The sequence below is a fragment of the Planctomyces sp. SH-PL14 genome, from assembly GCF_001610835.1.
Taxonomy (GTDB): domain Bacteria; phylum Planctomycetota; class Planctomycetia; order Planctomycetales; family Planctomycetaceae; genus Planctomyces_A.
Genome location: NZ_CP011270.1, coordinates 5609116 through 5622757 on the forward strand (window position 1 = coordinate 5609116; position 13642 = coordinate 5622757).

General features: G+C 67.5%; 9 protein-coding genes. 7 read left to right on the forward strand and 2 right to left on the reverse strand.

The window, feature by feature from the left end:
* Positions 1 to 132 precede the first annotated feature (132 nt).
* Together VT03_RS21385 and VT03_RS21390 are read left to right on the forward strand one after the other, a co-directional pair.
* On the forward strand, positions 133 to 3645 hold the full coding sequence (locus VT03_RS21385) for an efflux RND transporter permease subunit (RefSeq protein WP_075094873.1): 3513 nt from the start codon (positions 133 to 135) through the stop codon (positions 3643 to 3645).
* 525 nt (positions 3646 to 4170) lie between these two features.
* A complete protein-coding gene (locus tag VT03_RS21390) occupies positions 4171 to 5727 on the forward strand; it encodes a TolC family protein (RefSeq protein WP_231870490.1) in 1557 nt (518 codons plus the stop codon).
* Positions 5728 to 5776: 49 nt separating this feature from the next.
* On the opposite strand, the gene VT03_RS21395 is transcribed toward VT03_RS21390, so the two are convergent.
* Entirely contained in the window at positions 5777 to 6085 is a 309-nt protein-coding gene (locus VT03_RS21395; protein ID WP_075094875.1) for a hypothetical protein, read from the reverse strand.
* Between the two features lie 163 nt (positions 6086 to 6248).
* Here VT03_RS21395 and VT03_RS33705 point away from each other — a divergent pair, with 163 nt between their 5' ends.
* Positions 6249 to 6515 (forward strand): hypothetical protein, encoded by a 267-nt coding sequence (locus VT03_RS33705; RefSeq protein WP_231870491.1) that lies wholly within the window; start codon positions 6249 to 6251, stop codon positions 6513 to 6515.
* 101 nt (positions 6516 to 6616) lie between these two features.
* Here the strand turns inward: VT03_RS33705 and VT03_RS21400 are convergent, their stop codons facing one another.
* On the reverse strand, positions 6617 to 7432 hold the full coding sequence (locus VT03_RS21400) for a formylmethanofuran dehydrogenase subunit C (protein WP_075094876.1): 816 nt from the start codon (positions 7430 to 7432) through the stop codon (positions 6617 to 6619).
* 104 nt (positions 7433 to 7536) lie between these two features.
* Between VT03_RS21400 and VT03_RS21405 the strand changes: the two genes are divergently transcribed.
* The 4 genes from VT03_RS21405 (at position 7537) to VT03_RS21420 (ending at position 13394) form a co-directional block, all read left to right on the forward strand.
* Positions 7537 to 8163, forward strand: coding sequence for a molybdenum cofactor guanylyltransferase (locus VT03_RS21405; protein WP_075094877.1), 627 nt, complete (start codon positions 7537 to 7539; stop codon positions 8161 to 8163).
* Between the two features lie 745 nt (positions 8164 to 8908).
* Positions 8909 to 9907, forward strand: a complete 999-nt coding sequence (locus tag VT03_RS21410; protein WP_075094878.1) for an AAA family ATPase — start codon at positions 8909 to 8911, stop codon at positions 9905 to 9907.
* A 422-nt stretch (positions 9908 to 10329) separates the two neighbouring features.
* Entirely contained in the window at positions 10330 to 11244 is a 915-nt protein-coding gene (locus VT03_RS21415) for a DUF58 domain-containing protein (RefSeq protein ID WP_075094879.1), read from the forward strand.
* Positions 11244 to 13394 carry a vWA domain-containing protein gene (locus tag VT03_RS21420; RefSeq protein WP_075094880.1) on the forward strand — a complete coding sequence of 717 codons (2151 nt, stop codon included), beginning with the start codon at positions 11244 to 11246 and terminating at the stop codon, positions 13392 to 13394. Before VT03_RS21415 ends, VT03_RS21420 begins: the two co-directional genes overlap by 1 nt.
* The last annotated feature ends 248 nt before the right edge of the window (positions 13395 to 13642 follow it).

Genomic DNA, 13642 nt, shown 5'->3' on the forward strand with positions numbered 1-13642 from the left:
CCCATCGTCCCGCCCCCTTGCGATTCGTCGACTCCCTCCCGCCTCCGTTTCGTTCGTCCCCCTTCTCTCCACGTGGAGCGCCCCGCGGCCCAGGATGGGTCCGCCGCGCTCACACCTTTCGATCGATCACCGATGATCCGCAAACTCCTCGACTGGGCGGTCTCCAATCCGCTGATCGTGATGATCCTGACGACCGGGCTCATCATCGGAGGCGGCTATGCGTTCACGCACGTCAACATCGAGGCGTACCCCGACCCGACTCCGCCGATCATCGACGTCGTGGCCCAGTTCCCGGGGGCGAGCGCGGGACAGGTGGAACGGCAGGTCACGATCCCGCTCGAAGTCGCTCTGGCCGGGATGCCCGGACTCGACACGACCCGCAGCCAGTCCCTCTTCGGCCTGGCGCAGCTCCGCAACCAGTTCACGTACGCCACCGACTACTGGCAGGCCCGGCAGGAAGTCCTGAACCGGCTGGGGAGCGTGACGCTTCCGGCCGGGGTCGAGGCCGGGATCTCGCCCGCTTCGCCGATCGGGGAAGTCCTCCGCTTCACGCTGGAGAACCCCAAGGATCCGGAGACCGGAAAGCCGGTCTACACGCTGAACGACCTGCAGTCGGTGGAAGACTTCATCGTCGAGCGCGAGCTTCGCCGCGTCCCCGGCGTGGCGGGGGTCAGCGGCGTCGGCGGGACCGTGAAGCGGTACGAGATCCAGCCGGACCCGAACCGGCTGCGGCACTACGGCATCAAGCTCGAACAGCTCGAACAGGCCCTCGACCGGGCCAACGCCAACGGAAGCGGCGACAACCTGGTCCAGGGGGAACAGACCAGCGTCGTCCGCTCGCTGGGCCAGTTCGGCCTGGGACATGACCCGCAGCAGCTCGTCCTGGGACTGCAGGATCCGGTCGAGGCCGCCAAGGTGCTCCGGGCCGAGGAAGCCCGCCGGTGCCTCGAGATCCGGCAGGTCGTCCTGGCGACCGTCAACAACGTTCCGGTCCGCGTGGACCAGGTGGTCGACGGCGGACCGGTGCTGAACGCCGACGGGACCTCCCGCGTCGACGACGCGACGCTCGCCAGCCGCGGCGTCATCGTCGGCCAGAAGACCCGCCTCGGCCTCGCGGCGATCAGCTACCCCAGGACCGGAGCCGACGGGAAGCCTCTGACGACCGCCGACGGCGCCACGGTGTGGCAGGATGAGGAAGACGTCGTCCAGGGGATCGTGCTGCTCTACAAGGGAGAGAAGTCGCTCCCCGCCCTGAAGGGTGTCCTGGCCAAGATCGACGAGCTGCATGCCAGCGGCAAGCTCCTGCCGGGGATCAAGATTGTCCCCTACTACGACCGGACGACCCTCATCGACCGGACGACGGTGACGGTCCATGAGAACCTCGTCGTCGGGATGGCGCTCGTCACCGCGATCCTGATCATGTTCCTCGGGAACGTCCGGGCGGCGGTCATCGCCGCGATCAACATTCCGCTCGCCCTCCTGTTCGCCTTCGGGGTCCTGTTCCTCCGCGGCAAGTCGGCGAACCTCCTCTCCATCGGGGCGGTCGACTTCGGGATCATCGTCGACTCGACGGTCATCATCGTCGAGAGCGTGTACCGCGGCCTGACGCACGACGACGCGCACGGCCTGACGCTCGCACAGCGGATTACCAAGTCCGCCGGAGCGGTCCAGCGAAGCCTCGTGTACGCGACCGCGGTCATGGTCTGCGCCCTCCTGCCGCTGTTCACCATGACCGGCCCCGAAGGACAGATCTTCGGCCCGATGGCGGACACCTATGCCTTCGCGATCGGCGGGGCTCTCGTCCTCTCGCTGACGGTCTCGCCGGTCCTGTGCTTCCTGATCCTCCGGAACGTCAAACCGAAGCCGGACAACTTCGTCGTCCGGTCGATCGACTGGCTGTATCGCGTCCAGCTCCAGGGGCTGCTGGCGACGCGGTGGCTCGTCGCCGCCGGGTTCCTGGCGGCGGTCGTCGCCACCGGGGCGACGGCGGCCACGATGGGACGGGAGTTCATGCCGGAACTGGAAGAGGGGGGCCTGCTCGTCCGCGGAACCTTCCCGGTCAACATCTCCTTCGATGAAGTCGTGCGGCACGGCACGGAGTTCCGCCGCTTCATCCAGTCGTTCTCCGAGATCCGGGTCATCCCCACGACCGTCGGCCGTCCGAACGACGGGATGGACACCGGCGGCTACTACCTGCTCCAGGCGAACCTGCCGCTGCGGGCCCAGGAGGAATGGCCGGTCGACAAGACCCGCGGCCGCCGCCGCACGAAGAAGGAACTCATCGCCGACATCACGGTTGGCCTCGAGGAACGGTTCCCCGGCGTCCCTTGGGACTTCTCGCAGATCATCCGTGACAACGTCCTCGAGGCTCTCTCGGGCGTGAAGGGGGAAAACTCGATCAAGATTTACGGGCCGGACCTCGATGTCCTCGAGAATACCGGCATGGAGGTTCGCGACACGCTGAACATGGTCGCCGGCGTGCAGAACGCGAGCGTCTACCGCAACCAGGGGCAGTCGAACCTGGAGTTCTACGTCGACCGCCAGAAGTGCGCCCGCTGGAATGTCTCGGCCGCCGACGTGCAGTCCGTGATCCAGTCCGCCGTCGGCGGGAAGGCGGTCACCGACATGGTCGAGGGGGAAAAGACCTTCGACGTCACGATCCGCTGGCCCGAGCGGCTCCGGGCCGACGAGCAGGCGATCCTGAACATCCCGATCCCGGTCGGCAACACGCTCCGCGCAGACAACCAGTTCGCGATGGGGAACACGCCGATCAGCGGGGCTTCGATCGGCCTGACGTCGACCGGCAACGTCATGAAGCTTCCGTCGGCGACCGGCAGCTCGTTCAACGCGCCGTCGCTCGACTTCGACGTCCCGAGCCGCCGCGTCGGCGACCTCGTCACACCGCTCGGCGAGAACGGTCTTCCCGATCCCAAGGCCTCGTTCGTCCGACCGGGAGCGTCGACGATCTACCGCGAGCAGGGGGACCGGCTGATCGCCATCAAGTTCGAAGTCCGCGGCCGCGACCTCGCCAGCGGCGTGGCCGAGGCCCGCTCGAAGATCGAGCCGATGATCCATCCCCCGTACCGCGCTGAGTGGAGCGGGGAGTTCCAGCAGATGGAAGCGGCCGAACGGCGGCTGGCGGGGATGTTCGCCCTGTCGATGATCCTCATCGCCCTCGTGATCTACCTCGCCTTCCGGTCGTTCCTCGACGCCGCGGTCGTCCTGGCCAACATCCTGGCGATGGTCATTGGCGGCGTGTGGGCCCTGAAGTTCGCGGGACTCTACTTCAACATCTCGGCGGCGGTCGGGTTCATCTCGATCCTGGGGGTGGCGGTCATGAACGGACTCCTGCTCGTCTCGACCTTCAACGGGATGCGGGCCAAGGGGATCGACCTGCGGGAGACGCTCCTGGAGGGGACCGGCAAGCTGGTCCGCCCGATCCTGATGACCGCGCTGGCGGCGATGCTGGGGCTCCTCCCGGCGGCGCTATCGACCGCAATGGGGTCGGAGTGCCAGAAGCCGCTGGCGGTCGTCGTCGTGGGGGGAATGATCTCCACGATCCTGTGCCTCAATCTCGTCCCGGTGCTTTACAGCTTCTACGGAAAGCGGACACCGCCCGAAGGGGCCGGGGACTTCGCTCACTGAGTCCAGTGTATCACGGGAGGGCGAGGCTCCCGCCGAGCCGCGGCGATGGAGGCCGTGCCCGATCCCCCTTCGGTTCTGACCCGCAGGGAACCGTGGTCGCGAAGACAGGTCCTCCGAGAACGGCGACGGGAAGCCGAGGCAGCCTAGGGGACGCGTTTGTGAACCTTCGCGGCTCGGCGGGAGCCTCGCCCTCCCGCAGGACACCAGCCCTTCCGGTTTCCCCGCGATCCGCCATCACCAGCCCGGAGAGACACAACCGACTTTCAAACACACACAGCACAACGGACCCACCTTCCTCAGGGGGGCAATCTCGCCGTGACGTTCTTCGCCCACTGGACCGGGCGGGGAGCTCACGGCGACTTGCTGCGCGGACCGCAAAATCGACGCAAGAGATTCACCGAAAAGGCTTTCAGAAAAGAGATCGGCCGTCCCGATGAATGATCGACAGGCACGCCGGGGACCGCATTCTGACGCGGTACGGACTCGACACCGCGTGCCGGCGATCGTTCGTCAAGGGAGGCAAGCATGGGCAGGGACGCCCGACGCCACACGATGGTCTGCGGTCTGTTGATGGCCGCATCGCTCACCGGATGCAGCACGCCCGGGATGCGGACCGCGCTCAAGACGCCCCGCGTCGGCAGCAGCCGGCCCCCCGTCGCCCGGACCGCGGCAGACCGGGTCACGAAAGAGGTCGCCGTGCGCGATCGGGAGGTGGCGCACTTCCGGCTCCGCGACGCCGAGCCGTGGGGGGAAGACGACACCGCTTCGATCGCGATCATCCAGACCGCCGGGACCGACGAGGCCGAGATGATCACGCTCCCGGAACACCTGGGGCGGCGGGGAGCGCCGAACCTCTTTGGAGAGTCCGCCATCACTCTCCCGGAGCTGCAGCAGCTCGCACTCACGCACAACCCGACGCTGCGGCAGGCGGCCGGCCTCGTCCAGCAGGCCCAGGGGAACTGGCTGCAGGTGGGGCTCTATCCGAACCCGGTCTTCGGCTACGACGGGGGAGCCAACAACGCCCCCTTCGATGGCCAGAGCCTGTTCCTCTCGCAGAACATCGTGACCGGCGGCAAGCTCGACTGGAGCCGCGACGTCGCCACGCGGGACACCGAGCGGGCGCAGTGGGACGCAAAGGCGCAGACACTGCGGGTCGTCAACGACATCCGCATCCGCTTCATCGCCGTCCTCGGGGCCCAGCGGCGGTTGACCGTGACGAACGAACTGCTGCGGTTCGCCGACGACGGTGTGCGGCTCGTCGACACGCTGTTCCAGGAAGAGCAGATCACGAAGGCCGACGTCCTGCAGGCCCGCGTCCAGCAGAGCCAGACCCGGATCCTCGTGCGGAACGCGGAGTACCAGCTCACCGCCGCCTGGAAGCAGCTCGCCGTCGCGCTCGGCTGCCCCGACCTGCCGATGCAGGCCCTCGAAGGGGAGATCGAGGACGCGGTTCCCACGATCGATCGGGAAGGAGCCTGGAGCCAGATCTGTCACGCCAGCCCGGCCCTGCAGGCGGCCCGCGCCCGGGCCGCGGCATCGGCCTCGCAGGTTCGCCGCGAGCAGGTCGAGCGGATTCCCGACCTCCAGGTGACGGGGAGCGTCGGCCGGGACTTCGCCTCGCCGCAGTTCATGATGTATGGGCTCCAGATCGGGGTCGAGCTCCCGGTCTTCGACCGCAACCAGGGGAACGTGACCGCTGCCACAGGCGAACTCCGGGCGGCCCAGGCCGAAGTCCGCCGGCTGGAACTGGCCCTGCAGGACCGGCTGACAGTCGCGTTCCAGAAGTATGAAAGTGCCCGGACGGAAGTCGAAACGTACCGGGAGACGATCCTGCCAACGGCGAAGGACAACCTCGACCTGACGCAACGGGGGTACGAGGAAGGAGAGCTCGATTTCCTGCGGGTCCTGACCGCACGCCGCGACCTGAGCGAATCGACGATGAACTACGTCGCCTCGCTCATCGAGCTGCGGACCTCGGCAGTCGAGATCGACGGTATGCTCCTCACCGGCGGCCTCGACGCCGTCGATTCGAACCCGGTCTCATCGAACTCGGCCGGCCAGACGAGCGGCGCCGGGCGGTAGGTGCGGCCGGTGATCGGTCGGAAGGTTCGCCTTCGCGGCAACACTCGCGTCAGTCGCGCTCGATCACCCCCGAGTCGTCGCAGCGAATGTCCAGCAACTGTTTGTTCGAAGTCCGCTCAAGACGGAAGCAGGCCCGGAGTTGCTCCAGTTGCGTCAGGATCGGGGGCTCCGGCGGATCAGCACTTTCGATGGGGGACTCAAACGTGATGCGCAGCCGCTTGGCGAGATCGTCCCACTCGACGGACGGGTTCAGAAACCAGGGGCGGGTCGCCCACTCCTGACGAAGTAGGACGGCATAATGCTCACCTATGCGGCGGTCGAGATGCAGGATGGAGAACTCGGATTGTAGATAGTGCATTGTGCGTCAGGAGAGGATACGGACGGAACGATCTCACCTCGCGCGCTTGCGTTCGTTGAGCGCACGGGCAGCCCGCGCTGCAGGCTCCTGACAACCAATGTCGCCCCGACTGGAATCTCACACACAAAAGCCACAAAGAAGGGGAGATCCTTCACCGGCGGGAGTGATCTCCCCTTGGCGTCGCCCCAAGCCCGGTTGTTCAAGGCCATCGGCGTTCAGTACGGTCCGGATCGGCCTCGGCATCAAGAAGACCTCGCCGCACTCCAGGACATTCGTGGCGGGCTACACGAACGGCTACATCTACTACGCCCCGGCGGCAGAGCAGCTCAAGAACGTCGGCGGAGCCCAGGAAGACAGCGACTGCATCCTCGCCCCCGAATGGCAGGCCCTCTTCGAGGCGAAGGTCGCCGACATGCTCAAGCGGCTCTGATCGTATCTTCTCTGATCTGTGTGCATCTGTGTTTATCTGTGGCTCACTCTTCTCTTCGTCCAAGACGATTGAGCCACGGATGAACACAGATAGGAACGAGATCACGCCCGCAGAAGAATCTCCCCCTTGCCGACGGCGAGGCGGTCGCCGTGGTAGAGGGCGCATTCGGCTTGTGTGAGGGCGGGGGGAACGTGGAAACCGTGCCGGGTGAGTTCCCGGAAATAGAGGCCGAGAAACTGCGGCTGGAACGTCGAGCCGTAGCGGAACGAAGCGAGGAGCTCCGGAGGCTGATCGCCGAAGAGGCCGATCGTCCCGCGCCGCATCCCCGCCCCCGGGCGAACGCCGCAGCCGCCGAAGACGAGGATCGTTCCGGCGATCATGTGCGTCCCGACGAGCGAGCCCGCCGCGCCGCCGATCGCAATGAGGCCGCGGCGCATCGTGTGGCCGACTTCGTGCCCCGCGCTCCCGTGGACCAGCAGCGTTCCCCCCCGCATCCCTTTCGCCGAACCGCGATAGGCCCCGCCCGCAAGGTCGCCCGCGTCGCCGCGGATGTCGAGGAGTCCGCCCGCCATCTCGGCCCCGGCCCAGTCGCCGACGTTCCCCGCGACATGGATCGCGCCGCCGGTCATCTCGCTCCCGACGTGCCGGCCCGCGGAACCGGCGATCCGGATCTCGCCCGCCGACATCCGCGCCCCGATCCGGTGAACCGACGCCAGGTCCCCTTCGAACTCGATCCGCTCATCGGCGAGGTCGCCGCGGACCCGGAACAGGTCGGCCAGGGGACGCCGGTCTTTCCCGTGAAAGATCTCGAAACGCTCGATCTCGCCGGTGGTCTTGCCGCGGAGGGCGTCCGGCGTGAGACCTTCGACCTCAACGGGGAGCCGGTCGGTTCCGAGGAATGTCAGGTGAAGCGGCATCGGTCGGGGGAGAGCGGTCGTTCCGGGGTCGGGCGCGACGCGCCGGAATCGCCCCGGAAGGAGACCGAACGGTACAATCCCGTCGGCTTGGGAGGAATGGCGGGATGCGGATTGGTGGAATCATCCTGTGCGGGGGGCAGTCCCGCCGCATGGGGCGCGACAAGGCACACCTCCCCTTCGGGCGGGAGACGATGCTCGAACGCGTCGTGAGCGAAGTCGGGGTCGTGGTCGGCCCTCGGCGGATCGTCGTCGCGGCGGCTGAAGGGCAGGTCCTTCCGCCGTTGCCCCCGGAGATTCGCGTCGTCCGCGACCTGCAGGAGGACTGCGGGCCGATGTCGGGGCTGGCGGCAGGTCTCGCGGCCGTGCGGGAGGAGGCGGACGCGGTCTTCGTGGGGACGTGCGACGCGCCGCTCCTGCGGGCGGAGTTCATCTCGGGGCTGTTCGACCGGCTGGGTGGCGCGGAAGCGGTCGTCCCGGTCGAGGGGGACCGCTTCTATCCGGCGACGGCGGTCTATCGCACGTCGGTCCTGCCGATCGTGCTGGCCGACCTGGAGGCGGGGCAGTTCCGGATGCAGTGGTTCGCGCGGGACCTGCGGGCGGTGTTCATTCCGATCGAGGAACTGCGTTCGATCGATCCGGACCTGGCGAGTCTGCGGAACGTGAACTCACCGGAGGAGTACCTGGCGGCGCTCGACTGGGCCGGGCTGAAGCCGGTCGAGGGAGGCGTGTGATTGGCTCGTGGTATGGAACGAATTGAGCCACAGATAAACACAGATGGACACAGATAAGAGGTGGCGGTGGGTGCCGGGAGTGCGGCGAACGTTTGCGGCCGTCGCCAGTCGAGTCACGGCCGCAGCCGCGGACCCGCATCAGTAGTCCCGTCAGGGACGGCCGAAAATAGCCCACCACTTCAGTGGTGGGTGGGGGCACGAGTTGGGCGCGCAGTCCCGTCAGGGACGAAAGAGATTGCGGTTGCCGAGCGTCGGTTGTTCTTTCGTCCCTGATGGGACTCGATCACAAGGTCGCCCGCGTACCCCCCCCGTTGAAACGGGGGGCTATTTTCTGTCGTCCCTGACGGGACTACTTCTGCGGGCCCGCCTTTATCCGTGTTCATCTGTGGCTCCCTCCCTCCTCCCCTCTCTCTGCAACGGCAGGGGGCATGTCGAAGGGGGATCGGGCGCTGTTGCCACCGCCGCGGCTCGGCCGGAGCCTCGCCCTCCCGGTCCTGCTTCGGCCTCTCTTCTCCTCTGTGTTCTCTGTGACTCTGTGTTTCCCTCCTCTCTTTCCCGTCCCGGAATCCAGCAGCGGTTTGTCGAAATTCCGGCGAAGTTGCCGTAAAGTCGGTAAACCGGTGGAGGGCTCCCGCCGTATTGCCAACACGAATTGCCCTGAATTCATTCTCGATCGTCCCCGGCCCGGCGTAGTCAGCTCTGACTGACATTTCTGCGACCCTTTCCCCTGGCGGAATCGGAACTCATGACCACCACCCTGGAGTTGGCGCGGGACCGGGTCGACATGTTCGCCGCGCGGGTCAAGGCCCTGCGGGAGTGCTTGCACAAGGTCATCGTCGGCCAGGACCAGACGCTCGACCTGCTGCTGACCTGTGCCCTCACGGGCTCGCATGCTCTTCTGATGGGGGTGCCGGGGCTGGCCAAGACGCTGATGGTGAAGGCCCTCTCGTCCGCCTTCGACTGGAAGTTCTCCCGGATCCAGTTCACGCCCGACCTGATGCCTTCCGACATCACCGGCTACGAACTGCTGGCCCGCGAAGGCGAGAACGGTTCGACCGGCATGAAGTTCCGCCGCGGTCCGCTGTTTGCGAACCTTGTCCTGGCCGACGAGATCAACCGGGCCGCTCCGAAGACGCAGTCCGCGCTTCTCGAGGCGATGGCCGAGCGGCATGTCACGGTGGGGGGCGTGACCTATGAGTTGGAGGAGCCGTTCCTCGTCGTGGCGACGCAGAACCCGATCGAGCAGGAGGGGACGTACCCGCTCCCCGAGGCGCAGCTTGACCGGTTCATGATGGAGATCCGGATCTCGTACCCGACGCCGGCGCATGAAGAGGAGATCGTGATGAAGACGACTGGCGGCGCGCTCCCGATGCCGGAGCCGGTCTTTGATCGCGGGACGTTCATGCAGTTGCGGGACCTGGTGTGGTCGGTTCCGGTGCCGCGGAATGTCGCGGCGTATGCGGTGAAGCTGTGCGGGGCGACGCGGCCGGACGATCCGCGGGGCCATAGTTTTGCGAAGTCGTATGTGTCGTGGGGGGCGGGGCCGCGGGGGTCGCAGAACCTTGTGATGGCGGTGAAGGCGCATGCGCTGCTCAATGGCCGGACGGCGCCGACGGTCGAGGATGTGCGGCGGGTGACGTTGCCGGTGTTACGGCATCGGGTGCTGGTGAACCACCGGGCGATTGGGGATGGCGTGACGAGCGAAGGGGTGTTGATGCAGTTGCTGAAGGACATTGAGAGTTAGGGATGTAACGGTGCCAAGCGCAATCCAGCATCACAGACAACCGGGTCCAGGGGCACCCTGGTCAGGGGGTGCAGGGGGCCCAGAAAAACAACACAGGCCTCTTGCCCGCCGGAGGCTTGTCTCGTCGGGAGATGTCAGAAGGTGTGTGTGTCCAAACGCTGACAACGTGCCGGATGCCCCCTCACCTAAGACGCGGGGAGTGCAAAGCCAGCGGTGTGATGTGAGGGAGTCCTCAACGCCGGTACCACAAAGGGGACGTCCGTTGTGTGCCAAGGTTCCTCACAGGAGTGCCTCCGGCGGCAAGGGGTTGCCCCCTTGACCCCGGCTGCCGTGGCACATTGGGTTTGAGGTGGCATAGCCGTGCCGGCAAGGACGCGGATTGAGACCGTCAAGTTAGCGTGAGTTTCCTACCGAGAGACCCCATGCGGACCCGCACTCCCACCCGTTTCCTGAACCTCCAGGCACTGGCCTCGCTCCAGCACCTGCGGTTCACGACCCGGCGACGGATCGACGGCTCCTACAGCGGACGGCATCGCTCCCGGCAACTCGGCGGAGCAGGGGAGTTCGTCGACTTCCGCGAATACGCCCCCGGCGACGACCTGCGGCGGCTCGACTGGAAAGTCCTCGCCCGCACCGGCCGGATGCACCTGCGGCTCTACCAGGACGAGACGAACCTCACCTGCACCATGCTCCTCGACGCCAGCAGCTCCATGCGGTTCAGCGGCGCGACGCGTGGCGTGGACGGCGTCGGGTCGAAGCTCCAGTACATGCAGTTCTTCGCCACCGCGCTGAGCCAGCTCATCGTCGGCGGACAAGACCAGGTCGGCCTGGCGATCGCGGCCGAGCGGCTGCGGATGTGGATCCCACCCGGAGGACATCCCGAGCACCTCGCCCGCGTGCATGAGCACATCGAGTCCCTCCGGACCTATCCGCGGACGGACCTCGGGCACGCGCTGCGGCAGGTGTTCGAGCGACTGTCGCGGCGGGGCGTGCTGCTGATCGTCAGCGACTTCCTGTGCGACTCGCTGGAAGACACCTTCGCGGCGGTGCGGCTGTTCCGGAGCCGGTACTGGGAAGTGGTCTGCCTGCATCTTGTCCATCCGCAGGAGGAGTCGCTGCCGACCGGGATGGCGTGCCGGTTCGAGGGGCTGGAGAACGACGGCCACATCGACTGCTCTCCCGGCGAGATCGCGCGGCAGTATGAGGAGAAGTTTGAAAACCACTGCCGCGCCGTCCGGGCGATGGCTCTGGCGAGCGGATGCGACTACCGGCGGGTCTCGACGGCCACGCCGTACCTGGAAACCCTGGGCGGATTTCTCGCGGAGCGGCTGGGCTGATGTTCCTTCACCCGTGGGCCATTTCGATCGGCGCGGCGGCCCTGGCGGCCCCGTTCCTGATTCATTGGCTGACCAGGCCCCGGCCGACCCGCATCCCGCTCTCGACCGTGCGGTTCGTGCTGGAGATCGTCCAGCAGCGGCGGTCGCGGAGCCGGCTGCGGGACTGGATTGTGCTTCTCTGCCGCGCGGCCGCCGTGATCCTGCTGGCCCTGTGCCTCGCCCGTCCCCTGACCGGCCAGCGGGCCGCGGCGGCGAAGGCGGCCCAGGAGAATGCCTCGACGGTCCGGGTCGTGCTCCTCGACGTCAGCCAGAGCATGGGGGCGACGGCGGGTGGGATCCAGGCGATCGAGCGGGCCCGGCCGATCGCCGCCCGCAGCCTGACGTTTGAAGCGAACACCCACGCGAACCTGATCCTCGCCGCCGCCGCGGCCCAGCCGGTCCTCGACCGCCCCTCGACGAATTTTTCCGCGCTGACCGACGAGATCGCCCGCGCCCGGCCGCTGCCGCAGCGGATCCAGGTCCAGGAGGCGCTGAACGCCGCGGCCGAGATGCTGACCCGGGCGGGGTCGGAGCTGTCGCGGCGGGAACTCGTGGTCATCAGCGACTTCCAGCGGAACAACTGGGCCACCGCCGACTTCTCCGTGCTGCCGCTGAAGACCGAGATCCGCCTGGAGTCGGTCGCGCCCGAGAAGTCCGAGCCGAACCTGGGGCTCGTCGGCGTCCGGCCGCAGGGAAGGGTCGAGCGGGGCCGCCCCTTCCGGCTGGAGGTCGAGATCGAGAACAGCGGCACCGCGGCCCGGCCGGTCAGCGTCGATGCCCGGATCGGCGAGAAGACGGTCCGCCTCCAGGGCTCGGCCGCCGCGAACGGTCGTTCGATCCTCGTGGCCGAGACCGACCTTCCGACCGACGGCTGGGCGCTCGGCGAAGCGAAGCTCGTCGGCATCGAGGACGCCCTCGCCGAGGACAACAGCCGCCCGTTCGTCGTCCACGTCCACGCCCCGCCGGGGATGCTGCTCCTGACGCGGCAGCCCGCCGGATCGAAGTCGCTGTCGAGCTACTTCGTCGAGCGGGCGATCCTTTCGAAGTCCGGCTCCGGCGAGCGGGACTCGGCCTATGAGGCGGTCGTCCGGATGGACCCCGCCCGCGTCGACCGCGAGACGCTCCAGGCGGCCGACCTGATTCTCCTCGATCATCCGGGGAAGCTGCCGGAGCCGACGGTCGACCTGATTGCCGCGCTCCTCCATCGCGGCCGCGGCCTCCTCTACGTCTCGGCCGAGCCGGCGGACGCGGTCAACCTCAAGCGGCTCGAAGCGGCCGCGGGCTCGGGGCTCCAGATGCCGGTCGAGTTCTCGCCGCCCCCCGCGGGCGCCCAGCGCCGCAACCTGTTCCTCAGCGACATCCGCCGCCGGCAGCCGCCGTTCACGATCTTTGGGGACGAGGCGACGGCGCTCTTCTCCTCGCTCCGGTTCGATGGCGGACTCGCCACCCGGCCGGTCGCCGGAGCGCTCGCCGAGGACGTGCCGGCCAGGTTCAACGACCAGTCGGCGGGCCTCGTCGTCACCGCCTGCGGCGCGGGGGCCCTCGCGATCCTGAACGCCGAGCTGAAGAACTCGACCCTCCCGGCCTCCCCCGCCTTCGTCCCGCTCATGGGAGAACTCGTGACCCATCTCCTCGGTCGGGACCGGGCCGAGGAGTCGGTCCAGAGCGGCGAACCGCTCGCCGCCGCCTTGCCGCCATCGGCCAGTCCCCTCGCCGGGCTGCGGATCGAGCCGGTACGGGTCGATCCAGCGCGGGTCGGGGGAGCCGCCCCGGGAGCGGACCTCGAAGTCGGATCGCTCGGCGAACTGCGGGAAGATGTCGCCGGGATCCTCTGGCAGTCCCCCGCTGCGGGGGTCCCCGGGGTCTACGCCGTGAAGCGGGCCGACGCGACGGTCTTCGCCCTCGCCAGCGCCCTCCCGGCCGAAGAGTCCGACCTCGAGACCCTCGCCTCCGATGTCCTGACAACCCGCCTCGCCGGCGGCCGCGACGTGACGTTCCACTCCGGCCTCCCCGACGACGAACCCCGCGACCGGATCTGGTCCTGGCTCGCCGTCGCCTGCGTCGGCTTCCTCCTGGCGGAGATGGGGAGTTTGATTGTGTTTCGGAGTTAGAAAGTTGTCAGTCGTCAGTTATCAGTGGGTAGTGGGTGGTTGGTTGTGGGTAGTGGGTAGGTCGTGCGGAGTCAGCGAGGATTCGGTGTGTCCAACAGGAACCGTGGGATGCGTCTCTTTACTCCGAAGGAGTTATGCCCAATAGCCCAGGGTTGCCCGCGCCGCGGGCTACCCTGGGGGCGGGGACGTTGCTCCAGTTCTACCCCGAAGGGGTTGCGCCAAGACCGCTCGCTGACGGAACCCCGTTG